We start from the raw sequence: 22,428 nt of genomic DNA on the forward strand, positions 1-22,428 counted from the left end.
GAGGGCCTGACGAAGGCCTATTTCGCTGCGGGCAGGTTCGGGCGTGCCTTGCGGAACACGTTCTTCAGGTGGATCTTTCCGTCCTTGAAGGTGAAGACGTCGATGCCGTCGCTCTCGATGCGGCTGCCGTCGGCGGCGGTGCCGGTGAAGGTCCACTGCGAGGTGCCGAAGTCGCCATGCACGAAGTGCACGCCGTTGTTCCATTGCGCGTCGGGCACCGTGGCCCACGCGGCGGCGAAGGCCTTGCGCACCGCTTCGGTGCCGACGTGGCGCGTGCCGCAGGCGTCGGGGCCGGCGGCGGTCTGAAAGATGCAGTCGGGCGTCATGAAGCTCATCAGCGCGTCGATGTCGTGGCGGTTCCAGGCATCGCTGAAGGCGGCGAGGGTGTCGGTGGTCACTGTGGCGGTAGAGGAAGAAGACATGGCGTTTGCTGCACGAAGGCTCGGAAATTCGATGAGGCAAGCGTAGGCAGCGGCCTGCTCGCGCGATAGGGCCAGTTGGAGGGATTCGACCGAGCCAGAGCGCCACGGATGCGCCACGGATTGCACGCACTGCCCTAAACTGCGGCGCACCATGCCCCCGAATCCGCGAGCCATCCAGTGGGCGCAGCTCTTCGCGCTGCCCGATCAACCGGCACTGCCGCTCCAGGCCCGCCTCAGGGCCGCCGTGGTGCAGGCCATCCTCGAGGAGCACCTGGTGCCGGGCGCCTCGTTGCCTTCATCGCGCGAACTTGCAGCGCTGCTCGGCCTGAGCCGCAATACCGTCACCTCGGCCTACCTGCAGCTCATCGACGAAGGTTTCCTGGAGGCGCGTCCGCGCAGCGGCGTCTTCGTGGCGCATGGCGCGCGCCCCCTCTCGGCTGTGCATGCCGAGCCTCTGGTGGGCCGCAGCGGGCAGGCCACCCAGCCGCCGGACTGGTCGGGGCGCGTGCTGCGCTCGCTGGTCGACAAGCCCACGCTGTCGAAACCCGACCAGTGGCGCGACTATCCGTACCCTTTCGTCTACGGCAACTACGACCCGCAGCTGTTTCCTACCGAAGACTTCCGCGAATGCTGCGCGCGCAGCCTGGCGCGCTCGCAGCTGCCGCACTGGACCCCCGACTTCGAGACCGACGACGTGCCCGACCTGATCGAGCAGATCCGCACGCGCTTGCTACCCAAGCGCGGCGTGTTCGCGCTGAAGGAAGAGATCCTCGTGACCATGGGCGCGCAGCATGCTTACTACCTGCTGGCCGAGGCGCTGTTCGACGAGCAGACCCGCGTGGGGCTGGAGGAGCCGGGGCATCCGCATGCGCGCAACAGCTTCTCGCTGCGGCAGCCGAAGTGGGTGGAGGTGGATGTCGATGAAGACGGGCTGGTGGTCGATGCGCTGCCTGCTGCGGACTACCTGTTCGTCACGCCCTCGCACCAGAGCCCCACGACCGCGACGCTGAGCCTGGAGCGGCGGCAGTGGCTGTTGCGCAAGGCCGAACTGCAGGACTTCGTGATCATCGAGGACGACTACGAGGCGGAGAACCTGTATGAAGGCACGCCGATGCCGGCGCTCAAGAGCCTGGACAAGACGGGGCGGGTGATCTATGTGGGCTCTGTGTCGAAGAGCCTTTCGCCTGCGCTGCGGCTGGGGTTCATCGTGGCGCCGCGTGCCCTGATCAAGGAATTGCGGGTGATACGGCATGCGATGGTGCGGCATCCGAGTGCTTTTCTGCAGCATGCGTATGCGCTGTTTCTCTCGTTGGGGCATCACGAGTCGCATGCCCGGCGGGTTAATCATGCGATGCAGGAGAGGTTGGCTATTGCGGCGCAGGCACTGCGGGATCATTTGCCGGATTTTGAGTTTCGGTTGCCTTCTGGCGGGGCTTCTATTTGGGTGCAGGCGCCTACCTGGGTGGATGCGACTGAGTTGGCGTTGATGGCTCGCAGCCATGGGGTTTTGATTGAGGCGGGGGATGTGTTTTTTGCTCGGCCTCCTTATCCTTGTCCGTTTTTTCGGTTGAGGTTGTCTTCTATTGCTGCTACTCAGATTCCGGCTGGGATTCGGGCTTTGGGGATGGCGGTGGAGGAGTTGGCTTTGGCTCGGGGGGAGTCTCGGGTCGCCGGGCGGCGGATGCACTGAGTTGTTTTTCTTTCCGGGGCCGGGACTCGCCCCGGCGGGCGACCTACTTTTCTTTGCTTCGCCAAAGAAAAGTAGGCAAAAGAAAGGCGACCCCACTGTCTGCGACCCCTGCGCTTCGCTCCGGGGCAACCTGCGGTGCTCGCGTTTCGCGGGGTCTCGCCCAAACTCGCTTCGCTCAAACAAGGGCGAGCCCTTATCCGCGAAACGCTGTGCTCCTCGGCGCAGCCAGAGGGGAGGGGAGACGAACGGGCCATCGCGTTGCTCGGCCCCCAAGGCACTGCAAGCGCTTCGCGCTTGCAGTGCTTGGAGTGAAGCGTAGGGTCTGTCGGGGTCGCGGGGACTTAATGCGCGGCCGAGCGAAGCGAAGGCCAGTCCAGGCAGTTCGGTAGCCGAGCGTAGCGATGGCTCGGTTCGCTCCCTTCTGGCTGTGCCGAGGAGCGCAGACGTAGGAGGGATAAGGGCCGCAGCTGTTTGAGCGAAGCGAGTTCTGCGGACCCCCTCCTACGTCGAGCACCGCAGGTTGCCCGTAGCGAAGCGGAGGGACACAGACAGTAGGGTCGCCTTTCTTTTGCCTACGTTTCTTTGGCGAAGCAAAGAAAAGTAGGTCGGCCGCCGGGCCGAGACCCGGCCCCGGGAAGCAACCCCCCAAAAAAGAGTGCACCTCCCCCGTGCAGAACGCACCACAACAAGGGTATTCACTCACCGACTGGCTCCATGCCGACACAGTCGCTGGTACTTCCTGGCTGCTCCCGATGGGTGCAAAGTCGCGGCGAGATTCACCCACCCGGAGAAACCAGATGACCATGTCCCGCCGTCTCCCCCTCCAGTTCGCCATCCTGGCAACCACGCTCGCAGCCCTGTGCGGCACGGCTTCCGCCCAGCAAGCCAAGGAAGTCACCTTCGCCCACCAGGACATGCTTGTCCCCCTGCGCCTCGTCATGGAATCCGGCGAGGTAGAAAAAGCCACCGGCTACAAAATCAACTGGCGCATGTTCTCCGGCGGCGGCGACGTGATCCGCGCGATGGCTTCAGGCGACGTGCAGATGGGTGAAACCGGCTCCAGCCCGCTGACGGCCGCGGCCAGCCAGGGGCAGGACATCAAGCTGTTCTGGATCTCCGCCGACATCGCGAACGCCGAGGCGCTCATCGCGCGCAACGCCTCGGGCATCAACAGCATGAAGGACCTGGCCGGCAAGAAGGTGGCCACGCCCTTCGTGTCGACCGCGCACTACCAGCTCATGGCCGGCATGAAGATGGACGGCGTCGACGCCAAGAGCGTGAACGTGATGAACATGCGCCCGCCGGAGATCGCGGCTGCATGGGAGCGCGGCGACATCGACGCCACCTTCATCTGGGACCCGGTGCTTTCCAAGATCAAGGCCACTGGCAAGACCATCGCCACCTCGGGCAGCATCGGCAAGCGCGGCGCACCGACCTTCGAGGGCATCGTGGTCAACGCCAAGTGGGCCGCCGCCAACGAGGCCTTCATGGTCGCCTTCGTGAAGGCGCTCAACCGCGCGAACGAGGAATACAAGGCAACGGGCAAGAGCTGGACGCCCGATTCGCCGCAGACGAAAGCGATGGCCAAGTGGACCAAGGCCGACCCGAAGGACGTTGGCCCGGCGATGGCGCTCTACACCTTCCCGACCATGGCCGAGCAGGTCTCGCCCACGTGGCTGGGCGGCGGTGCCGCCAAGGCTATGGCGAACACGGCCGTCTTCCTGAAGGAGCAGGGCCGGGTGCAGGAAGTGAAGCCCGACTACAGCGCCTACGTGACGACGGTGTACGTCGACAAGGCCATGGGCAAGTGACGAAGGGCCAGACGAGATGCCCACGCTCGACATTCGCGACCTGACGGTCAACTACGCGGTCAAGGGCGGCACGCTGCAGGCGCTGGCGCCCGTGAACCTCACGATGCACGACGGCGACTTCGTCGTCGCGCTCGGCGCCTCGGGCTGCGGCAAGACCACGCTGCTCAACAGCATTGCGGGCTTTCTTCCGCCATCGACCGGCGAGATCCTGCTCGACGGCAAGCCGGTGGCCGGCCCCGGCGCCGACCGCGGCGTGGTGTTCCAGAAGCACGCGTTGATGCCGTGGCTCAACGTGCGCGACAACGTGGCGCTGGGCTTGCGGCTCGGCGGCATGGGCAAGGCCGAGCGTGACCGCATCGCGGAAGAAAAGCTCGGCCTCGTCGGGCTGCAGAAGTACGCCGACCGCGCCGTGTACGAGCTATCGGGCGGCATGCAGCAGCGCGTGGGCATCGCGCGCGCACTCGCCAGCGACCCGGCCGTGCTGCTGATGGACGAGCCCATGGGCGCGCTCGACGCGTTCACGCGCGAGCAGGTGCAGGAGATTCTTCTTCAGGCCTGGTCCAGGTCGAACAAGATGGTGTTCTTCATCACCCACTCGGTGGAAGAAGCGCTGTTCCTCGCCACCCGGCTGATCGTGATGAGCCCGGGCCCGGGGCGCATCTCGCACGTCTACGACGACGTACCGTTCTCTCGCCAGTACCTCTCGCACGGCGATTCGCGCAAGGTGAAGTCGGAGCCCGATTTCATCCGCATGCGCGAGGAGGTCTTGTCGATCATTCATCATCGCGAGGTTGCCCATGCCTGAGGTGTCGATCGCATCCCCCGTCGCCATGACGCCATCGCCTTCCAAGCCCGCCGCATCGCCCGCACCCGCGACGCCAGCGGCAGGCGCCAAGCTCAAGACCAGCTCCTTCAAGGTGCCGGGCGAAGGCTCGAGCCTGACGATCAGCATCGTCACGGTGATCGCGCTGGTGGCGCTGTGGTTCGTCGTCACCAACATGGGCTGGGTCAAGCCGCTCTTCCTGCCGACGCCGCAGGCGGTGTTCCAGCAGTTCTACGAATACCTCACCGGCCAGGCCAACGACAAGCCGCTGTGGCAGCACTTCCTGGCGAGCATGTTCCGCGTGTTCTCGGCCTTCCTGCTGGCCTGCGTCACGGCCATTCCGGTGGGCATCGCGATGGGCATGAGCCGCTTCTGGCGCGGCATCTTCGATCCGCCGCTGGAGTTCTACCGGCCACTGCCGCCGCTGGCGTACCTGCCGCTCATCATCATCTGGTTCGGCATCGACGAGCTGCCGAAGGTGCTGCTGATCTTCCTGAGCTGCTTCGCGCCGCTGGCACTGGCCGCGCGCTCGGGCATGCGCAGCGCCTCGCAGGAGCAGATCAACGCGGCCTACTCGATGGGCGCGAGCTACATGCAGGTGATCCGCCACGTGATATTGCCCTCGGCGCTGCCCGACATCCTGGTGGGCATGCGCATCGCCATCGGCTTCGGCTGGACCACGCTGGTGGCCGCCGAGATGGTGGCGGCCAACATGGGGCTGGGTCAGATGGTGCTGAACGCGTCGAACTTCCTGCGCACCGACATCGTCATCATGGGCATCGTCGTCATTGGCGTGGTGGCTTATCTTTTCGACCTGCTGATGCGGTGGCTCGAGCGGCGCCTTGTGCCTTGGAAAGGGCGCATGTAACGGGTGGCGGCGGTGCCACCGTCACGGGCACCGGCGGCGGCAGGGCCGGGCCTTCGGTGAGCGCTTCCATCGACTGCTCGAGGTAGTCGAGCATCGCGCGCATCGCGGCGCTGTTGTGGCGGCGCTGCGAGTAGGCCGCGTACAGCCAGTGCTCGCGCGGCATGTGGTCGCGCAGCACCGGCACCAATGCCCCGCGCTCCAGGTGCGACTGCGCCAGCGGCTCCGGCACGTAGGCCACGCCCACGCCGCGCAGCGCCAGCTCGATGAGCGCGACGGCGTCGTTGGCCTCCATGCGGCTGTGCACCGGCACCTCGTAGGGCTCGCCGTCGGTTTCGAAGGGCAGGTTGGTGGTCTGCTTGGCCGAGAAGCTCAGCACGTCGTGGCGGCCCAGGTCCTCGGGCACCTGCGGCATGCCGCGCTGCGCCCAGTACGAGGGTGCGGCGCACACCACCATGTCGAACTGCACGAGGCGGCGCACGATCAGGTTCATGTCGTCGATGCGCCCGCCGGTCAGGTGGATGTCGATGCCTTCCTCGATCAGGTCGAGGTCGTCGTTGGTGAACACCAGGCTCACGTACACGTCGGGGTAGAGCTTGATGAAGCCCGCGATCACGTCGGAGAGCCAGCCGGCGATGAGCCCGTGCGGCGCGCTCATGCGCAGCCGCCCGCGCGGATGCGAGCCATGCGCCTGCAGGTCGTTCAGCGTGTTCTCGGCCATCGTCACCAGCTCGGTGCTGCGATCGAGCAGCACCTGGCCCGCGTCCGTCAGGCTCAGGGAGCGGGTGGATCGGTTGAGCAGCCGCACGCCGCTTCGGGTTTCGAGCTCAGCCACATAGCGGCTCACCGTGGCCTTGGACATGCCCAGCGAGATCGCTGCGCGGGAAAAGCTTCGCCTGAAGGCGACTTCGCGGAATGTTTTGATGAGGTCCAGACCGTCCATGGTGGCTGGATTGTTCCAGCTTCCGGGATGAGGCCGTCGGGTGTAGGGACATCGCCGATTGGGGGCCGGGTGATGAATACCTCCGTAGCTATACTGCGCCCCGTCACGTCAAAAAAAGGCGTGATCGGGATTGGACTCCCGAATCACCTCTGCGACGCGAGCCGCAGTTACCCCGCAGGGTCTGCGGCTTTGCTATTCGTGCCTCCTTTTTTTGGCGGCTCGACGGGCGGGCGCAAGCCCGGCCGGTTCTCGCAAGAGGTGCCCGGTAGTCCAATCCGTCGAGCCGCCGCCCTCGTTTGGACTCGAGAGCGGTGGTTTCCGCAAACCGCACCTCTTGGAGGCCATTGATGGCTGCATCCACTGCTCGCGCGCCCGCGCGCGTCTCTTCATTTCCCGAATCTTCTTCTTCCGAAGCCAATGGCGTCGAATCGCTTGCGCTGCAGGCCTGCGACGACGTCGAGAGCCTTCACGAAGTGCGGCACGCGTATGCCGGCCTCGAAAGGCTCATCGGTCCGCAGCGTGTGAACGAGACGGAGGAGGTCTGCTCCAGCCGCTCCGAACTCAGCGCGCTGGTGCGCGTCGTCAACGAGGAACTGCGTCGGCGCATCGAGGCGGCCGAAGGCACGCTGCAGTCGTTGCGTGCCGCCGTGGCTGCTAGATGAGCCCCCTGGTCGCGGCTTTCAGCGTCGCGGCCGCACGCGTCGTGCACCCGAGCTTCTGGAACAGGCGCTCGACATGAGTGCGCACCGTGCTCGGGCTGATTCCCAGCGCACGGGCGACTTCCTTCGTGTTGTGCCCCCGGCTGATGCTGCGCAGCACCTCCAGCTCGCGCTGTGAAAGAGACGCGTCGCCCTGTGGCGGCGCAACGGGCTTGGAGGCACTGCCCGGCACAACGCATGCGAGCAGCGCCGTGACGACTTCATCGTCGAAGCGGCCCGCCTTGGCATCCTCTTTCATGCAGTCGAGCGCCTGCGCCTCTGTGAGCTCAGGCCGCCACGGACGACGGGTGCGATGCGATTGCCACTGCTGGGCCGCCGCGACGATCTGCCCCTCCAGCGGCATCGCCGAGCCCGAACGACCACGGAAGTGGCCGGAGCCGTCGCGCCGCTCGAAGGCGAAGGACGCGATCTCCGCTTCCGCCGCGAGGCCGTCGATCTGCCCCGCGGCGCGGGAAGTCCAGTACGGCACGAGCCGCACGCGCTCCAGCGACGAAGCCGGCAGCGGCTCGGGCGCATTCCAGATGGCGTTGGGAACCGCCGCCCGCCCGATGCCGTGGATCAGGCCGGCCTTGTACGTGCGGTGGCACGCGGCTTCGTCGAGGCCCAGGTGCACGCCGCAGTCGCGCGCCAGCCGGGCCACGCGGCGCGAGTAGCCCGTCATCCATGGCAGCTTGAGGTCGATCACGTCGCCGACGAGTTCCAGGCCCATGCGCCGGAGCATCGAGGCAGGCTGCTCGGCGGGCGCAGTCCATGGCGCAACGGGGGAATCCAGTTCCTTCATCCATGCCGGTGCACGAGGCGCGCTCGCGTCGACGAGAAAGGCTGGGTAGAGGCTGTCCGCGCGTCCGCGAGCGAGCGTGAGCGCTTCGTCGATTCCGTAGAGGCGGCCGAAGATCTCCAGGTCGCTCGCCAGCGCCACGACGTAGGTCGCGAACGGAACCTCGTTGCCCTGCAGCACGCCGGGGATGCCGCTGCCGTCGTAGGCCTCGAACACCGCGCGCAGCGCCGCTTCGGTCTCGCGGCTCAACCCCAGCGTGTTGGCGATGTCGCCGGCAATCTCGCAATGGATGTCGGCCATGGCCAGCACGGCGTCGGGCACCGGCCCGCTGATGTGCGGCTGGCGCATGCGGGGTGCCGGCGACGCGAGCAGGGCGCGCCGGCCCTGCACGTCGTCTTCGAGGAAGTCGGCGAACTCCTGCGCATTGGCGGTGCAGCCCGACCAGCGCAACAGCGCGACATGCCGCACGGCCTCGACCTGGGCAGCGTCGCACCCTGCCTCGGCCGCGATCTTCCCGGCCAGCCAGGCCGTGCGCAGCGAATGGTCGGTCGGCTGCCCCATGCTCAGGTCGCCGATGAAGGCCAGTGCGCGGACCGCGTCGAAAACGGTGATGGTCGTCGTGTCGTCGGACATGGGGCGTGAATCGCTGCGGCGGGCACGCAGCATCGCACAGTTCGGCTTGTGCTCGTGTCGGTCATCCGACGGATACCGCGAGCGGTGGCGACGCAGAAGAATCGTTGCACCGTTCGCTCCTCGATGAGCTGGAGCCTTCTCAACTCGCGGCTCTCGCCGCCTTTCCCGCCATGTCCGACCCCTTGAAAACCGAATCCCGGCGAGCCGCCTGGCTGCGCAACTACTACCTCGTTCGCGCTGCCTTTTCCTTCGCCTGGGTTGCGGCGAGCTTCACCATCGCCAGGCATTCGCCCGCCCTGGCAGCCGCGCTGCTGATCGTCTATCCCGCCTGGGATGCCCTTGCGAACCTGCTGGACGTCAGGATGACGGGCGGCGTCAAGGCCAATGCCACGCAGTTGATCAACATCTGGATCAGCGCGCTGGTCACGCTCGCGGTTGCGGGCGCCTTCGTGTTCGAGCTGCAGATCGTGCTGGCGATCTTCGGGGTCTGGGCCATCGTCGCAGGCCTGCTGCAGCTGGCGACGGCCGTGCGTCGTCGCAAGGACAACGGGGGGCAGTGGGTGATGATGCTCAGCGGCGCGCAGTCTGCGCTGGCCGGCGGGTTCTTCGTGGCGCAGCAGGGCGGAAGTGCGCCTGTGCTTCAAACGATCGGAGGGTATGCGGCGGTCGGGGCCGTGTACTTCCTGATTTCGGGGCTGATCGTCCTGTTCCGGGAGAGCAGGCGGGGCGCTCGAGGCCTTGCTTCCGGGAAAGGCTGATCGTTCCCGCCGGCCTCGAGGCCATCTCCACAATTTCCCCTCGATTGCTCCCTAATGTCGGTGGGTGCCTCATCCCACCCGACTTTTCCCCCGTATTCCGCTCCGCCGGGCGAGACGGCGACAGATCGCCATCGCCGCGGTCCTGGGCGCTGTGCTCGCCGCCGGCTGTTCGCCATCCCGTGTCGCGCCGCTGGAAAACCGCGTCCTCGCGGTGCCGGCCGCAGCTGCGCCGGGGAACGGACCCGCAGGCATGCCCGCCGCGAAGCCCGAAGCCGTCTGCAGCGTCGAGCTGTACGGCGATTCGATCCTTCATGGCGGCTACCTGGGCGACAAGCGCCTGCAGGAGCCGCCGGCGGCCGCGCTGCGCAGGCTGCGCCCGCGATACAAGGTGGTCGATCGGTCGGTGAACGGCGAGACGGCGAGTGCCCGGTCGGCTTTGTTCGCGGGCGAGGAGCGCTCCGGCCGCATCGTGGTCATCGAGCACGGGCTCAACGATGCCATGCAGGGGCTGCCCCTGGATGCGGCGCTGCGCGCCATGATCGTGAAGGCGAGGGCGGAGGGCCGTCACGTGGTGCTGACCGGCCTGTCGCGCACGCTGACCGGGGCGCAGGTCCGTGCGCAGGGCGATGCGGTCGTGCGGCGCGTGGCCAGGGACATGGCAGTGCCCTTTGCCGACTGGGGCAGCGTGCCGGTGCAACCCACCGAAATGGCGGACATCCTCCATCCTGCGCAGGCCTACTCCGCGCGGCTCGTCGAGCACCTCGCGAGGGTGTTGGACACGGTCGCGCCCGAGTGCGCCTAGGGCCTGTTCGGGCAGCGGCGCGCCGAGCCATTCGTGCGCTAGCCCCCTCCATGCGTCTGCGGCCCGGACTGCGTGTGTCCGCGCCGGCGGCGTTCGGCGCGGGTGCGTTCGAGCGTCGCCTGGCTCTTCCTGGCCGCGGCCTCGCATTGCGCGTGCAGCGCGCTCAGCTCCTCGTCGGTGAGTTTCTCGATGCCCATGAACTCGTTGTGCGCGGCCGATGAGCGGATGAGTTCGTCGAGCTTGGTCTGCAATGCCGCGCCGTCGCGGTTCTGGGTGTTCTGGATCAGGAACACCATCAGGAAGGTCACGATGGTGGTGCCGGTGTTGATGACCAGTTGCCAGTTCTCCGAGAAGTGGAAGACGGGCCCGGCCGCGGCCCACGCGATGACGAGCAGCACGCAGGCCAGGAAGGTGGCGGGGCTTCCCGCGACGTGCGCGATCCTGTTGGCGAAATGGGCGAAGAGGCGGTCCATGGCTGAAATCTCCTGCCCCGCAAGTTGACCCAAGCGGCATCGTTGCCGCGTCGTCCGTCGCCGCGAGTGGGGCTTCTCGAAGATCCCGAGGCGTCGTCGGTGCGCGCCGTACGGCTCCTTCAGGACAAGGTCAGTCGCGCTCGAGCGCCGGCGTGCCGGTCGTGCGCGCGCCCTCGCGGTGCGCGGATGCGAGCCGCTCCAACAGGGCGTCGAGCGCGGACTGCACGCTGTCGAAGACCCGCGACCGGCTCTTGGGCGAAGGCAGGTAGTGGTTGAAGTAGCGCAGGCCTTCGGTGGGCACGCCGAGCAGCGTGAGCTGGTGCACCGGCAAGCCTGTCGCATCCAGCGGATGCCCGATGGTGTCGGTGCGCGGCACCCGCCTTCGCTTGTCCTCAGGGGGCGCCGGTTGCGCCGGCGCGGCTCCGGCGCAAAGGCCCGAGCGGTAGAGCGCGGCGAGCAGGGAGTTGTCCGCGATGTCGATCGCGCCATGCCCCGCGCGGCCATGTACCAGGTGGTCGAGACAGGCCGCGAAGGGCGTTTCGAAGGCGCTCGAGCGAGCCCGCCAGACACCGAGCGCCGCATCGCGCTCGAGCATGGGCGCCGGGCCGAGATCGGCGCGCAGCAGGCCGGCGCGCATCAGCGCCAGCCATTCGAGCCCGCGCGCTATCGGCGGGCCCACGACCAGCTGGGAGATCCGTGGCGCCACCATGTCGAAGAAGCGATGGCGAGACGCCGGCGCGAGCGCGTCGAACTCCACCGCCTGGCGGATGAAGCCGCGCAGCACGCGCAGAAGCTCCACCGCGTACTTGTAGGGGCTGTGCGCCTCGCCCTTGCGCGCCTCCTCCACGTCGAAGCGCAGGCGCGCCGCGAAGGCGGCGTTGAAGTCCGCCGCGCCGGGAAATGAAGGCGAGGGCACGGGCGCGAGCAGCGTCTCGGGCGAGAACTCCGTCATCGACGGCAGGGCCGCTTCGCAGAAATCCTTGACCTCGGCCGGTGCGAGCACTGCGAGCGCACGCCTGCAGGCCGCGGCCGCGTAGGCCCCTTGCGACAGCGTCAGCGCGCGCATCAGGTAGGCGGCGCGCATCTCGGCCGCGAGCACCGCCAGCAGGTCTTCGTCGAGCTGCAGGCCCGCGGGTCCGCGGGCCGCCCGCCGTAAGGCCAGGTAGGCCTCGGTGCAGAAGATCGGCGCGAAGCTGCCCGACAGGTCGAGCGATTGCGCGGGCCGGCATGCGAACGGCGTGCCGCTGCGGGAGTGCACGAACATCACCGGCTCGCGCCCGCCCGGCAGGTAGTGCAGCATGCCGTCTTCCTCGCGCACGAAGCGTCCGCCGCGGCCCACGGTGAGCGCGGCGACCACGTCGACCGCCGCCAGCCCGGTGCCCGAGATGCCCACCGCCGAGCCGGCCTCGATGCGCGCCTGGAGCGGCGCCAGCGGGTACGGATCGATCGGCTTCGCCGGCGACGGAGCCTGCCCGCCGGCGGCATGCGCCAGCCCGTGGCCCGTGCAGAGGAAGACATGGTCCACGGTGAGCGCCGAGCCGTCGCCCAGGCGCACGCGCGCCTTCGCATCGGCCGCGAGCGAGACGTCGAGTGCCCGCTGGCGCACCTGCGAGATCCGCATGTGCGACGGCGCGTTGTCGCACAGCACCGCGTGCACGTGGCGCAGGTAGTCGCCGAAGAGGGCGCGCGGCAGGAAGCCGTTGGCATCGGCCTCGATGTCGCGCGCCTCGCGCAGCCAGTCGATGAACGGCATGGCGCCCGTGAGCGGCGGTTCGCCGAAGTGGCGCGCGCTGAAGCTGTCGAGCTGGCCGGTGACGGTGTTGAGCAGCAGGAAGTCTTCCTGCTGCGGCTTGTGCAGGCCTGGTCCCGGCTCGTCGGGGTCGATCAGGTGCACCGTGAGCGCGAGCCGCGGCTGCCGGCGCGCGGCGGTAACCAGCCGGTCGAGCACCGCCAGGCCCCAGGGGCCGACGCCGACGATTGCGATCTCAGCCCGCACGGCGCAGCTCCCGGCCCGGCCTGCCCGGCCGCGTGACGAGCACCACGCCGGCGACGATCAGCGCGCTCGCGGCCAGCAGGCTCCAGCTCAGGGGCTCGGCAAGAAAGACCACGCCGAACGCCACGCTCACCAGCGCCCGCAGGTAGGCGTTGCTGGTGGTGGTGACCGGACCCAGCGTGCGGATCAGCCGGAAGAAGACCACGCTGGCCACCGCGGTCGACAGCAGCGCGAGGGCCAGCAGCGCCAGCGTGGCCTCGAGGCTGGGCGCGAGCGTCCAGGGCCGGTCGAGCGCGAGGCTGAACGGCAGCATCGTGGCCCCGCCGCACAGCAGCGAGCCGGCCGCGGTGACCACGGCGGGCTGGTCGCCGAAGCGATGGCCGAACACCGCGCCGCACGCATACGACGCGCTCGCGCCCAGCACCGCCATGGACGCCAGGAAGTCGCTCTGGCCCAGCGCGGCGATGGAGGAACCGTGCCCGACGATCCCGGCGACGCCCGCGAGCCCGAGCAGGACGCCCAGGAACTTCGTGAAGACGAAGGGCGCCGAGCCGACGACGAACACGGCAAGCAGGAAGGCGAACAGCGGCACGGTCGCGTTGAGCACGCCCGCGAGCCCGCTCGCGATGTGCAGCTCGCCCCAGCCGATCAGCGTGAACGGCAGCGCGCCCTGCAGCAGCCCCTGCACCCAGAGCGCTCCCCAGCGGCCGGCGCGCGTCGGGAACGCGAGGCCCCTGGCCAAGGCCACCACGCCCAGCAGCGCGCCGCCGAGCAGGATGCGCACCGCGGCCAGCGTGGCCGGCGGAAAGTCGGCCACCGCGACCTTGATCAGCGTGAAGGAGCCGCCCCAGAGGATCGAGAGCAGCACCAGCAACAGGTATTCGCCCATCGGCGCAGGGTTCATGGTCGGCTTCTCAGGCATGGCTCAAGGCCTCCAGGTGCGTGCAGTAGTCGGTGAAGCACTCCTCGACCGCGGCCGGCGTGAACAGGCCGGCGCGGTACTGGATCTCGATGTGCGTGGCGTCGTGCCATCCGCGGATCAGCATGAGCAGGTCGTACTTCAGCCGGTAGCCGCGGTCCGCGTGCCGCACCGTCGCGAGAGCGGGTGCATCGCCCGTCGCCTGCGGCATGAAGTTGAGCGAGAAGCCGGTCAGCGGGTTGCGATCCGCATCGAAGGGCACGCCGAGCTCGTCGAGGATCTGGTCGAACTGCAGTTCCTGGTTGCGCGCGGCGAGCGCGATGCCGTCGTGCACGCTCTCGACCAGCTGGCGCGCCGGCAGCGCGCCCAGCCGTTCGATGCGCAGCGGCACCAGGTTGATGAAATCGCCGATGGTCTGCGCGACCTGCGGATGGGCGCGGCCGGCCAGCGGCGTCACGACCACCAGGTCGTCGCATTCGGTCAGCGTTGCGAGCCAGCGGAAATACGCGGCCACGTACAGCACGTAGGGCGTGCACTTCAGGCGCCGCGCCGCCGCGCGGACCGCGTCGCGCAGCGTGCCGTGCAGGGCGGCTTCCATCGCGTGGCAGCGTTGCGGATCGTCGCAGCGCAGCCTGTCCGGCAGGTAGCGGTGGCGGTAGGGCGCGCCGAACAATGCGCGCAGGTGCGCGCGCGCGGCATGCGCCGAATCGTTGCGCGCGCCGGCCCAGGCTGCGATGTCGCGTATCGACGGCGGGGCATCCGTGGCCCAGGGCCGGCCGGCGAGGCGGTCGGCCAGTTCGCGCGCGAGCAGGCCCTGGCTGGTGCCGTCGCTGACGAGGTGATGAACGGTCCACAGCAGCCGGCGCCGCTGGCCGGGCAGGGCGAGCAGGGTGGCGCGAAAAAGCGGCGCATCGGCGAAGAGCGCGATCTCCGCCTCGCCCTCGGCCACCCGCATCGCGTCGATGCGCTGCGCGAGTGCCGTCGCGTCGAGCGCGCCTAGGTCGCATTGCGCCACCTGGACATCCGCCGTCGCCACGATCGTCTGGCGCACGGTGCCTTCCTCGTCATGGCCGAAGCGCAGGCACAGGCTGTCGTGGCGCAGCGCGATCTCGGTCAGCGCACGGCCCACCGCATAGGCATCGACGCCGTCGGGCAGCTCGAACAGCGCCACCATGTTGCACCAGTTGCGGTTGCCGCCGGCGCAGAAGGTGCGGAAGTAGCGCCGCTGCTGCGGGCTCAGCGTGAACCAGCGGGTGCGCGGCGCGGGCGGGATCGGCGCCGGAGCGAAGGAGCCGGCCGCCTGCAGCTGCTGCGCCAGCTCGCGCGCGGTGGGCGCATGCATCAGCAGCAGCGGTTGCGCGTGCATGCCGAGCTGTGCTTCGAGCTCGGCGCACAGCCGCATCGCCGCGAGCGAGTCGCCGCCGAGCGCGAAGAAATCGTCGTCGACGCCGACCTGCGGCTGTTGCAGCACGCGCGCGATCGCGGCGGCCACGCCGAGCGCGAGTTCGTCGGCGTCCGTTTCGATGGTGGTGGCTGCGGTGGCGGTGCGCGACGGCGGCACGGGCAGGCGTGCGCGATCCAGCTTGCCGTTGGCCGTGAGCGGCAGGGCATCGAGCGCGATCAGGTGGCCCGGCACCGCCGCCGCCGGCAGGCGCTCGGCGAGAAAGGGCCGCAGGCGCCGGCGCACGGCCTGCGCATCGGACCGCGTGCAGAAGTAGCCCACGAGCTGTGCTTCGCCTTCCTCGTTCTGCATGCACACGACCGCGGCGTCGATCACCGCCTCGTGCGACTGCAGCACCGCCGCGATGCCCGCGGGCTCGATGCGGGTGCCGAGGATCTTGACCTGGTGGTCCTTGCGGCCGCGCAGGTGCAGCGCGCCGCTCTCGTCGAGGAAGCCGAGATCGCCGCTCAGGTAGGCCGGCAGCCCGTCGAGCTCGATGAAGCGCGTCGACGAGGGCTCCGCAGGGTCCAGGTAGCCGAGCGAGCCATGCACCGTGCGGATGGCGACCTCGCCGACACGGCCCGTGTCGAGTGGCTGCAGTGCATCGTCGAGGATGCTCACGCCCACCTCGGGCAGCGGCAGGCCGCAGCACTGGATGCCCTCGGGCGCGGGGTCGGGCACGCGGGCGCAGAACTTCGCGAGCGTGGTCTCGGTGGGGCCGTACAGGTTGTAGACCGCGCTCGCCGGGAATGCCGCGCGCCAGCGTCCCACCAAGGCACCACCCAGCGGCTCGCCCGCGAACAGCGTGTGGCGCAGCGTGCCGTTGCAGGTACCAGAGGGCAGGCCCGCCAGGCAAGCCTGAGCCAGCGAAGGCACCGTGTGGAGCACGCTGACGGCCATCGCGGCCAGCCAGTTGGGCATCTCGGCCGGCGTCATCGGGGAACCAGCCGGTGGCAGGCAACCGGTCACGCCCGCCACGATGGGCAGCAGCAGGTCGCGCAGCACCACGTCGAACGACAGGCGGGTGAGAACGCCAACGCGGTCGCCGGGCTGCAGGCCGAGCATGCCGGCCTCCCACGCCAGGAAGTGCGCGAGCCCATCGCGCCGCCCGAGGATGCCCTTGGGCCTGCCGGTCGTGCCGGAGGTGAAGAAGATGTAGCAGCCGGCGTCGGGCGCGACCTCGGGCAGGCCCAGGTCATCCAGCGTCCAGCCTGCTTGCGGCAGCGGCACGCCCGCGACGCATCTGATGCCGGCTGCGTCGAGCGGCGCCTGCGCCGCGAACTCGATCGCCAGCTTGGGGGCCGACGCATCCGCCATCGCCTGCTTGCGCGCGCGCGGCAGCGCCGCATCGACCGGCACTGCGACCACGCCTTCGAGCAGACAGCCCACGAGCATGGCCACCAGGCCGCGCGAAGCCACGCCATGCAGCGCCACGCGATCGCCGGCCTTCATGCCCTGCCGGCGCAGCAACGCCACCTGCGCGACCACGAGCGCCGCGAACTCGTCGCGGCGCATCGAGCCTTCGGCATCGATCCACATCGTCGTCGCCCCGCCGCGCAGGCCGTCGCGCAACAGCGCGGTGAGCGATGTCTGGCGCGTGCTCACAGCGTCACCTCGAACACGTCGGCAAAGCGCCGTGGGTGGTAGAGCGTGTGCATGGCGTGCGGGCGCGTCTCCAGCGCGCAGGCCACGGCCTCGGCGACGGCCGGCGATTGCGCGAAGCCGCCGGTGTTGTGGCCGCCGCTGAGCACCAGCTTGCCGCCCGTGTCGCACTCCTGCACTTCCAGCACGCCCAGGCCGGAGGGCGTCCAGGGGCGCACGCAGAAGCCGGGGCGCTCGCCGAGCATGCCGGCCTGCCGGGCACGCCGGAACTTGTCGGCGAACAGTTCCTCCGCTGTCTCCATCACGCAGCGCGCGAGCTCGGGCAGGTCGGCCAGCCGCACGTCGTCGGCCGAGACGCCGACGAAGCCATGCCCCGAGCTGCAGTGCAGCACCGGCCGCCCGGCGGCGTCGCGGCCCGGCACGACGTTGGCGCCCTGGGCCGCCTCGCTGCTGGCGAATGCGCGCCGGCGCACCTTCAGCGGCGTGTTCAGCGCGGCGCCGTCGTTCGGCAGCGTGACCCACATGCCGACCATCGCGCCGATCGCGGCCAGCCCATCGGTCTTCGTGGCGAGGGTGCGCGCCTGTGCGCCGGGCGAGAGCACGTAGTGGTCGGCGCGCCGCAGCTTGCCGTCGACCACGATGCCCGTCACCGCGCCCGAATCCGCGTACCGCACCTCGCTCACCTCCTGCTGCCAGTGGAAGCGCACGCCAAGGCGCTCGAGCAGCGCGATCAGGTTGCGGCAGAACGAGACGATGTTGAGCGAGAAGCCCTGCACCTCGAGCGCGCCCGCGATGGCGCCGCTGTCGATCGCGTCGCCCAGCGCGGGCTCCCGCTCGCGCAGCCGTGCAAGCGGCACCTCGCCGAGCAGCGCGCCGATCTCGGCCTCGGCCGTGCGTCCCGCGCGCAGTGAAGCATCGCTCGGGTAGATGCGCAGCAGCCGCCCGACATGGTGCGTCTCGCGCAGCAGTTCGGGGTAGAGGCTGAAGATCTCGCGCCACAGCCGGTGGCTCTGCCGGTTGAAGCCGACGATGTCGTTGCCGTACAGCAGCGCTGCCCAGGGTGGCACCTGCTCGAGCTGGGCGATCCAGCGGCGGTCGGTTTCCGACAGCGACTCGTAGCGGCGCGACAGCCATCCGTCCTGCCCGATCCCGAGGCGAAAGCGCGGCAGGTCCTGCGGCGTGTACAGCGGCGAGCAGGCCAGGTGATGGCGCGACTCGTTGTACGAGAAGATGCGCGCGTCCCTTCCGCCGAAGGTCGCGCCCGCGCGTCCGGGATGCTGTTCGCCGTGCCCGCGCGGATCGGCCATGCGGTCGAACACCGAGACCCGATGGCCGCGCCGGCACAGCGCCAGCGCCGTGACCAGGTTGACCACGCCGGCGCCCACCAGCATCACCTCGCCCGGCGCGTTCGCCGAAGCGCCGGCGGGCAGCCCGGGCCGCGGCCGGCACAGCGATTCGGCGAGCACGAAGGCTTCGTACTCCGCGCGCTCCCAGGTCGATCCGGTGGCGAAGGCGCAGCGTGCCGCGAGCGCCGAGGTATCGATGGCGGCTCGCGAGGACGCGAGGCCGCAGAAGACGAAGCGGCAGGCGGGAAGGTCGGTGGCGAGCCCGGCCGCGACGGCCGTCACCAGCTCGAACTGCGACTCGCGCGCGATCACCACGTCGGGCGCGAGCGCTGCGAGCTCGTATGCAACGTGCTGCGGCGCCTTGGCCGCGAGATCGGGCCGCAGCACGATGTTTCGCGCGACGAAGACATCGACCGATGCCCGCGCGAGCCAGCACATGACGACGATCTTCATGCGCTGCCCGCCCGCTCGATCAGATGGCAGGCGACCCAATGATCGGTACCCACGCGCGCGAGCGCCGGTATCTCTTCGGCGCAGCGTCGCGTCGCGCGCGGGCAGCGCGGATGGAAGTGGCAGCCGCGCGGCGGATTCAGCGGCGAGGGGATCTCGCCCCGGATCGCCACGAAGGCCTTCTTGCGCACCTCGAGTTTCGGTGCCTCGGCCAGCAGACCCTCGGTGTAGGGATGCAGCGGCTGCTCGAACAGCGCGTCGGCGCCCGCCGACTCGACCACGCGGCCGAGGTACATCACCACCACTCGGTCGCTGATGTGCCGCACCACGCCGAGGTCGTGGCTGATGAAGAGATAGGTGAGGGCGAGCTCCTCGCGCAGCGCCATGAACAGGTTGATCACCTGCGCCTGGATGGACACGTCGAGCGCGGCCACGGCTTCGTCGCAGATCAGCAGCCGGGGCCGCACGGCCAGCGCGCGGGCGATGCCGATGCGCGCGCGCTGGCCGCCCGAGAACTGGTGCGGAAAGCGGCGCATGAAGCCGGGGTCGAGGCCGACCTTCTGCATCAGCGCCGCCACGTGCGCCTCCTGGTCCCCGGCGTCGACCAGCCCGTGCGCCACGGGCGCCTCGCCGATGATCTGGCGCACCCGCATGCGCGGGTTGAGGCTCGCATACGGGTCCTGGAAGATCATCTGGACGCCGAGCATGTCGCGCCGGTGCTCGCTCGCCGAAAGGCGACGCTTGCGCAGCTCGGCGTTCTCGCCCTGCCACCAGCGCTCGCCCTCGCTCAGCGACTGCAGCCCCGCGGCCATGCGCCCGAGCGTCGACTTGCCGCAGCCCGATTCACCCACCAGCCCCACCACTTCGCCGGGGCGCACGGCGAGCGAGACGCCGTCGACGGCGTGGACGGTGCGCGACGGCATCGGGGCACCGAACAGGCGCGCGATCTTCGCCGCGGCATCGGGCTTGCGGACGAAACGCTTGGCGCTGGCGCGCAGTTCGAGCAACGGGGTGACGGTGTCCATGGTGTCAGTTCGCAATCGCACAGGGAGAGGGCAGGGGCGCCGGGTGGAAGCAGCGCAGCCTGCGGCCGTCGAGCGCCACCAGCGGCGGCTCGTTGCGGCAGACCACGTCCGCGCTGGCGCAGCGCGCCTGGAATGCGCAGCCTTGCGGCAGCGCGAGCAGCGAGGGCGTCATGCCCGGGATCTGCTGCAGCGGGCGCCCGCGCGGGTTGCGCGACGGCGCGCTCGCGATCAGCCCGCGCGTGTACGGGTGGCGCGGCCGGTCGAGAACCTCGGCCACGGGGCCCTGCTCGACGATGCGCCCGGCGTACATCACCGAGACCGTGTCGGCCAGCCCCGCCACCACCGACAGGTCGTGCGAGATCCAGATCAGCGCGGTGCCCGAGGCTCTGCACAGGCTCTGCATCTGCGCGAGGATCTGGCCCTGCACCGTGACGTCGAGCGCCGTGGTCGGCTCGTCCGCGATGATCACGTCGGGCTCGTTGAGCAGCGCGATCGCGATCGCCACCCGCTGGCGCATGCCGCCCGAGAACTGGTGCGGATAGGCCAGCAGCCGCTCGTGCGGCGACGGGATGCCGACCTTGGCGAGCGCCGCGGCGGCGCGTTCGCGCGCCACGCGCTCGCTGACCCGGTGGTGCGCGCGCACCGCCTCGATCATCTGCGTGTCGATGCGCAGCACCGGGTTCAGCGTCATCATCGGATCCTGGAAGATCATTGCGATGCGGTTGCCGCGCACGCCCTGCAGCGCGCGAGGAGACAGGCGCCGCAGGTCGAGCACCTCGCCGTTGCGCGGCGCGAGGCGCAGCCGGCCCGCCACCACCTGGCCCGGCGGGTCGATCAGCCCTATGAGCGAGTAGCCCGTCATCGACTTGCCCGAGCCCGATTCGCCGACCAGGCCCATGATCTGGCCGCGCTCGATCGAGAACGACACGTCGTCCACGGCCTTGACGATGCCGGCGCGCGTGGCGAACTGCGTCTTCAGGCCCTCGACGAGCAGCACGGGTTGAGATGCGCTCGTCATTGCTTCTGCAGCCTCGGGTTCGACACGTCGCGCAGCTGGTCGGCGACGAGATTGATGGCCAGGATCGTGAGAAGCAGCAGGACGCCGGGGTAGAGCGACATCCAGTACTTGCCCGCCAGCAGGTATTGCTGGCCGTTGGCGATCAGCAGGCCGAGCGAGGGCTCGGTGATCGGCACGCCCAGCCCCAGGAAGGACAGCGTGGCCTCCAGCGAGATCGCGTTGGCCACCTGCAGCGCGGCCACCACGATCACCGGCGGCAGGCAGTTGGGCAGCAGGTGCCGCAGAACGATGCGCGTATCGCTCAGCGCCAGGCCCTGCGCGGCTTCGATGTATTCCTTGCGGCGCTCGACGAGCGCCGCGGCACGCACCGTGCGTGCGTAGTAGGCCCATTGCACCGCCACCAGCGCGATGGCGACATTGCCGACGCCCGGCTTGAGCACGGTGACCAGCACCAGCGCGACCAGGATCGCGGGAAACGACAGCTGGATGTCCACGATGCGCATGAGCAGCGCATCGAGCCGGCCGCCGGCGTAGGCCGCGAGCAGGCCCAGCGTCGCGCCCAGCGAAAGCGCCGCGAGCGTTGCCACCACGCCGATGCCCAGCGAGATGCGCAACCCGTAGAGCATGCCCGAGAGCATGTCGCGGCCCTGGTCGTCGGTGCCCAGCAGGTAGAGCTTGCCCTGGCCCGCGGCATCGTTGCCGCCGTGCGAACCCGGCGGCAGGCGCGAGTCGAGGATGTCGAGCTGCGCGAGGTCGTACGGGTTCTGCGGCGCGAGCAGGGGCGCGAACAGCGCGGCGAGCATCAGCGCCAGCAGCACGGCCGCGCCGAGCACGGCGAGCCTGGAGCGGGCGTACTGCCGCAGCATGCGGCGCAGGGGGGATTCGTCTTCTTCGAACATGGTCGTCATGCGCTTTGTTCGTCGAGCCGCACGCGCGGATCGAGGCTCGAGTACGCGATGTCCACGAGCAGGTTGAGCAGGGTGAACATCGACACCACCACCAGCAGGTAGGCGACGATGACCGGGCGGTCGAGCGAGCCGATCGACTCGATGATCAGCTTGCCCGCGCCGGGCCAGACGAAGATGGTCTCGGTCACTGCGGCGAACGCGACCAGCGCGCCGAACTCCAGCGCCACCACCGTCATGATCGGCACGAGGATGTTCTTGAGCACGTGCACGCCCACCACGCGCGCCGGCGAGAGACCCTTGGCGCGGGCGTACTTGACGTAGTCCTGCGTCAACGCCTCGTGCGTGCTGGCCCGGGTGAGCCGCGTCACCAGCGCGAGCTTGAAGAGCGCGAGGTTCACCGCCGGCAGCAGCAGATGCTTCCAGCCTTCGACGCTGAAGATCGACAGCGAAAGCCCCAGCACCTCGCGCGTCGGCCCGCGCCCGCCCGCGGGCAGCCAGGCCAGCTGCACCGCGAACACAACGATGAGCATCAGCCCGACCCAGAAGGTCGGCAGCGAGAAGCCCAGGATCGAGCCGGTCATGATGCTCCTGCCGATCCACGAATGAGGCCGCAGGCCGGCCCACAGCCCGAGCGGCACGCCCAGCGCGATGGCGATCAGCATCGCCACGCAGGCCAGCTCGAGCGTGGCGGGAAGCCGCTCGAACACCAGCGAGATCGCGGGCACGCCATGGACGAAGGAGTTGCCCAGGTCACCGTGCAGCGCGTGCTGCAGGAAGTTCCAGTACTGAAGCGGCAGGGCCTGGTCCAAGCCCATGGCCCGCACGAGCCGCGCGCGCTCGGCCTGATCGGCGTCCATGCTGATCAGGATGTCGGCGGGATTGCCGATCAGGTAGACGCTGGCGAACACCAGCATCGACATCGCAAGCAGCACGCCGACGCTCTGCGCCAGGCGGCGAATCACATAAACCAGCATGAAGGTGAAGGTCCTGTATCGAAGGTTGCGCGTGC

19 protein-coding genes are annotated in these 22,428 nt (G+C 69.3%); 7 read left to right on the top strand and 12 right to left on the bottom strand.

All coding sequences use genetic code 11. The annotated features are described in order from the left end of the window. Positions 1-17 precede the first annotated feature (17 nt). Positions 18-422 (bottom strand): nuclear transport factor 2 family protein, encoded by a 405-nt coding sequence (locus BMY35_RS14430; protein ID WP_093199976.1) that lies wholly within the window; start codon positions 420-422, stop codon positions 18-20. A gap of 151 nt (positions 423-573) precedes the next feature. Between BMY35_RS14430 and BMY35_RS14435 the strand changes: the two genes are divergently transcribed. From BMY35_RS14435 to BMY35_RS14460, 4 genes are all read left to right on the top strand, one after another. Further along, positions 574-2,112 (top strand): MocR-like pyridoxine biosynthesis transcription factor PdxR, encoded by a 1,539-nt coding sequence (locus tag BMY35_RS14435; RefSeq protein WP_093199978.1) that lies wholly within the window; start codon positions 574-576, stop codon positions 2,110-2,112. A 797-nt stretch (positions 2,113-2,909) separates the two neighbouring features. Then, on the top strand, positions 2,910-3,923 hold the full coding sequence (gene tauA / locus BMY35_RS14450) for a taurine ABC transporter substrate-binding protein (protein WP_093199983.1): 1,014 nt from the start codon (positions 2,910-2,912) through the stop codon (positions 3,921-3,923). 16 nt (positions 3,924-3,939) lie between these two features. Continuing rightward, the gene (locus BMY35_RS14455) at positions 3,940-4,728 is read left to right on the top strand and encodes a taurine ABC transporter ATP-binding protein (protein ID WP_093199986.1); all 789 of its coding nucleotides are present in this window, start codon (positions 3,940-3,942) and stop codon (positions 4,726-4,728) included. Next, a complete protein-coding gene (locus BMY35_RS14460; RefSeq protein WP_093199990.1) occupies positions 4,721-5,614 on the top strand; it encodes an ABC transporter permease subunit in 894 nt (297 codons plus the stop codon). Before BMY35_RS14455 ends, BMY35_RS14460 begins: the two co-directional genes overlap by 8 nt. Here BMY35_RS14460 and BMY35_RS14465 read toward each other — a convergent pair. After that, positions 5,532-6,554, bottom strand: a complete 1,023-nt coding sequence (locus BMY35_RS14465; RefSeq protein ID WP_093199993.1) for a LysR family transcriptional regulator — start codon at positions 6,552-6,554, stop codon at positions 5,532-5,534. The genes BMY35_RS14460 and BMY35_RS14465 overlap by 83 nt on opposite strands. Positions 6,555-6,901: 347 nt before the next feature. Between BMY35_RS14465 and BMY35_RS38765 the strand changes: the two genes are divergently transcribed. Then, positions 6,902-7,216 carry a hypothetical protein gene (locus tag BMY35_RS38765; protein ID WP_256228424.1) on the top strand — a complete coding sequence of 105 codons (315 nt, stop codon included), beginning with the start codon at positions 6,902-6,904 and terminating at the stop codon, positions 7,214-7,216. Here the strand turns inward: BMY35_RS38765 and BMY35_RS14475 are convergent. Continuing rightward, on the bottom strand, positions 7,209-8,684 hold the full coding sequence (locus BMY35_RS14475; RefSeq protein ID WP_093200451.1) for an HD domain-containing phosphohydrolase: 1,476 nt from the start codon (positions 8,682-8,684) through the stop codon (positions 7,209-7,211). The two genes, BMY35_RS38765 and BMY35_RS14475, sit on opposite strands and share 8 nt — an antisense overlap. Before the next feature lie 170 nt (positions 8,685-8,854). Here BMY35_RS14475 and BMY35_RS14480 point away from each other — a divergent pair, with 170 nt between their 5' ends. After that, positions 8,855-9,442 (top strand): DUF308 domain-containing protein, encoded by a 588-nt coding sequence (locus tag BMY35_RS14480; RefSeq protein ID WP_093200454.1) that lies wholly within the window; start codon positions 8,855-8,857, stop codon positions 9,440-9,442. Between the two features lie 250 nt (positions 9,443-9,692). Next, on the top strand, positions 9,693-10,244 hold the full coding sequence (locus tag BMY35_RS14485) for a GDSL-type esterase/lipase family protein (protein WP_093199996.1): 552 nt from the start codon (positions 9,693-9,695) through the stop codon (positions 10,242-10,244). A gap of 38 nt (positions 10,245-10,282) precedes the next feature. Here the strand turns inward: BMY35_RS14485 and BMY35_RS14490 are convergent, their stop codons facing one another. The 9 genes from BMY35_RS14490 to BMY35_RS14530 all read right to left on the bottom strand — a co-directional run bounded on the left by BMY35_RS14490 (position 10,283) and on the right by BMY35_RS14530 (position 22,393). Next, complete coding sequence (locus BMY35_RS14490; RefSeq protein ID WP_093200000.1) at positions 10,283-10,717, bottom strand: low affinity iron permease family protein; 435 nt, start codon at positions 10,715-10,717, stop codon at positions 10,283-10,285. 130 nt (positions 10,718-10,847) lie between these two features. Then, positions 10,848-12,713, bottom strand: a complete 1,866-nt coding sequence (locus tag BMY35_RS14495; protein WP_093200003.1) for an FAD/NAD(P)-binding protein — start codon at positions 12,711-12,713, stop codon at positions 10,848-10,850. Next, a complete protein-coding gene (locus tag BMY35_RS14500; RefSeq protein ID WP_093200006.1) occupies positions 12,703-13,632 on the bottom strand; it encodes a DMT family transporter in 930 nt (309 codons plus the stop codon). Before BMY35_RS14500 ends, BMY35_RS14495 begins: the two co-directional genes overlap by 11 nt. Then, on the bottom strand, positions 13,625-16,675 hold the full coding sequence (locus BMY35_RS14505; RefSeq protein WP_093200008.1) for an AMP-binding protein: 3,051 nt from the start codon (positions 16,673-16,675) through the stop codon (positions 13,625-13,627). Before BMY35_RS14505 ends, BMY35_RS14500 begins: the two co-directional genes overlap by 8 nt. After that, positions 16,672-18,471, bottom strand: coding sequence for an NAD(P)/FAD-dependent oxidoreductase (locus tag BMY35_RS38300; protein WP_093200011.1), 1,800 nt, complete (start codon positions 18,469-18,471; stop codon positions 16,672-16,674). The genes BMY35_RS14505 and BMY35_RS38300 overlap by 4 nt, the downstream gene beginning before the upstream one ends. Then, the gene (locus BMY35_RS14515) at positions 18,468-19,493 is read right to left on the bottom strand and encodes an ABC transporter ATP-binding protein (RefSeq protein WP_093200014.1); all 1,026 of its coding nucleotides are present in this window, start codon (positions 19,491-19,493) and stop codon (positions 18,468-18,470) included. The genes BMY35_RS38300 and BMY35_RS14515 overlap by 4 nt, the downstream gene beginning before the upstream one ends. Before the next feature lie 4 nt (positions 19,494-19,497). Then, the gene (locus BMY35_RS14520) at positions 19,498-20,511 is read right to left on the bottom strand and encodes an ABC transporter ATP-binding protein (RefSeq protein ID WP_093200018.1); all 1,014 of its coding nucleotides are present in this window, start codon (positions 20,509-20,511) and stop codon (positions 19,498-19,500) included. Continuing rightward, positions 20,508-21,419 (bottom strand): ABC transporter permease, encoded by a 912-nt coding sequence (locus BMY35_RS14525; protein WP_093200021.1) that lies wholly within the window; start codon positions 21,417-21,419, stop codon positions 20,508-20,510. The genes BMY35_RS14520 and BMY35_RS14525 overlap by 4 nt, the downstream gene beginning before the upstream one ends. Then, positions 21,416-22,393: an ABC transporter permease gene (locus BMY35_RS14530; RefSeq protein ID WP_093200023.1), complete on the bottom strand. Its 978-nt coding sequence runs from the start codon at positions 22,391-22,393 to the stop codon at positions 21,416-21,418. The genes BMY35_RS14525 and BMY35_RS14530 overlap by 4 nt, the downstream gene beginning before the upstream one ends. Positions 22,394-22,428: the final 35 nt, after the last annotated feature.

This window comes from Variovorax sp. YR750, assembly GCF_900109805.1.
Lineage (GTDB): Bacteria > Pseudomonadota > Gammaproteobacteria > Burkholderiales > Burkholderiaceae_C > Variovorax > Variovorax gossypii.

Excerpts from the sequence above, each read along its gene's own strand:
- BMY35_RS14485 (WP_093199996.1), top strand. The coding sequence starts at position 9,693 with ATGCCCGCCGCGAAGCCCGAAGCCGTCTGCAGCGTCGAGCTGTACGGC.
- BMY35_RS14430 (WP_093199976.1), bottom strand. The coding sequence starts at position 422 with ATGTCTTCTTCCTCTACCGCCACAGTGACCACCGACACCCTCGCCGCC.
- BMY35_RS38300 (WP_093200011.1), bottom strand. The coding sequence starts at position 18,471 with ATGAAGATCGTCGTCATGTGCTGGCTCGCGCGGGCATCGGTCGATGTC.
- BMY35_RS14500 (WP_093200006.1), bottom strand. The coding sequence starts at position 13,632 with ATGCCTGAGAAGCCGACCATGAACCCTGCGCCGATGGGCGAATACCTG.
- BMY35_RS14525 (WP_093200021.1), bottom strand. The coding sequence starts at position 21,419 with ATGACGACCATGTTCGAAGAAGACGAATCCCCCCTGCGCCGCATGCTG.
- BMY35_RS14460 (WP_093199990.1), top strand. The coding sequence starts at position 4,721 with ATGCCTGAGGTGTCGATCGCATCCCCCGTCGCCATGACGCCATCGCCT.
- BMY35_RS14530 (WP_093200023.1), bottom strand. The coding sequence starts at position 22,393 with ATGCTGGTTTATGTGATTCGCCGCCTGGCGCAGAGCGTCGGCGTGCTG.
- BMY35_RS14490 (WP_093200000.1), bottom strand. The coding sequence starts at position 10,717 with ATGGACCGCCTCTTCGCCCATTTCGCCAACAGGATCGCGCACGTCGCG.
- BMY35_RS14475 (WP_093200451.1), bottom strand. The coding sequence starts at position 8,684 with ATGTCCGACGACACGACGACCATCACCGTTTTCGACGCGGTCCGCGCA.
- tauA (WP_093199983.1), top strand. The coding sequence starts at position 2,910 with ATGACCATGTCCCGCCGTCTCCCCCTCCAGTTCGCCATCCTGGCAACC.
- BMY35_RS14480 (WP_093200454.1), top strand. The coding sequence starts at position 8,855 with ATGTCCGACCCCTTGAAAACCGAATCCCGGCGAGCCGCCTGGCTGCGC.
- BMY35_RS38765 (WP_256228424.1), top strand. The coding sequence starts at position 6,902 with ATGGCTGCATCCACTGCTCGCGCGCCCGCGCGCGTCTCTTCATTTCCC.
- BMY35_RS14515 (WP_093200014.1), bottom strand. The coding sequence starts at position 19,493 with ATGGACACCGTCACCCCGTTGCTCGAACTGCGCGCCAGCGCCAAGCGT.
- BMY35_RS14435 (WP_093199978.1), top strand. The coding sequence starts at position 574 with ATGCCCCCGAATCCGCGAGCCATCCAGTGGGCGCAGCTCTTCGCGCTG.
- BMY35_RS14465 (WP_093199993.1), bottom strand. The coding sequence starts at position 6,554 with ATGGACGGTCTGGACCTCATCAAAACATTCCGCGAAGTCGCCTTCAGG.
- BMY35_RS14455 (WP_093199986.1), top strand. The coding sequence starts at position 3,940 with ATGCCCACGCTCGACATTCGCGACCTGACGGTCAACTACGCGGTCAAG.
- BMY35_RS14520 (WP_093200018.1), bottom strand. The coding sequence starts at position 20,511 with ATGACGAGCGCATCTCAACCCGTGCTGCTCGTCGAGGGCCTGAAGACG.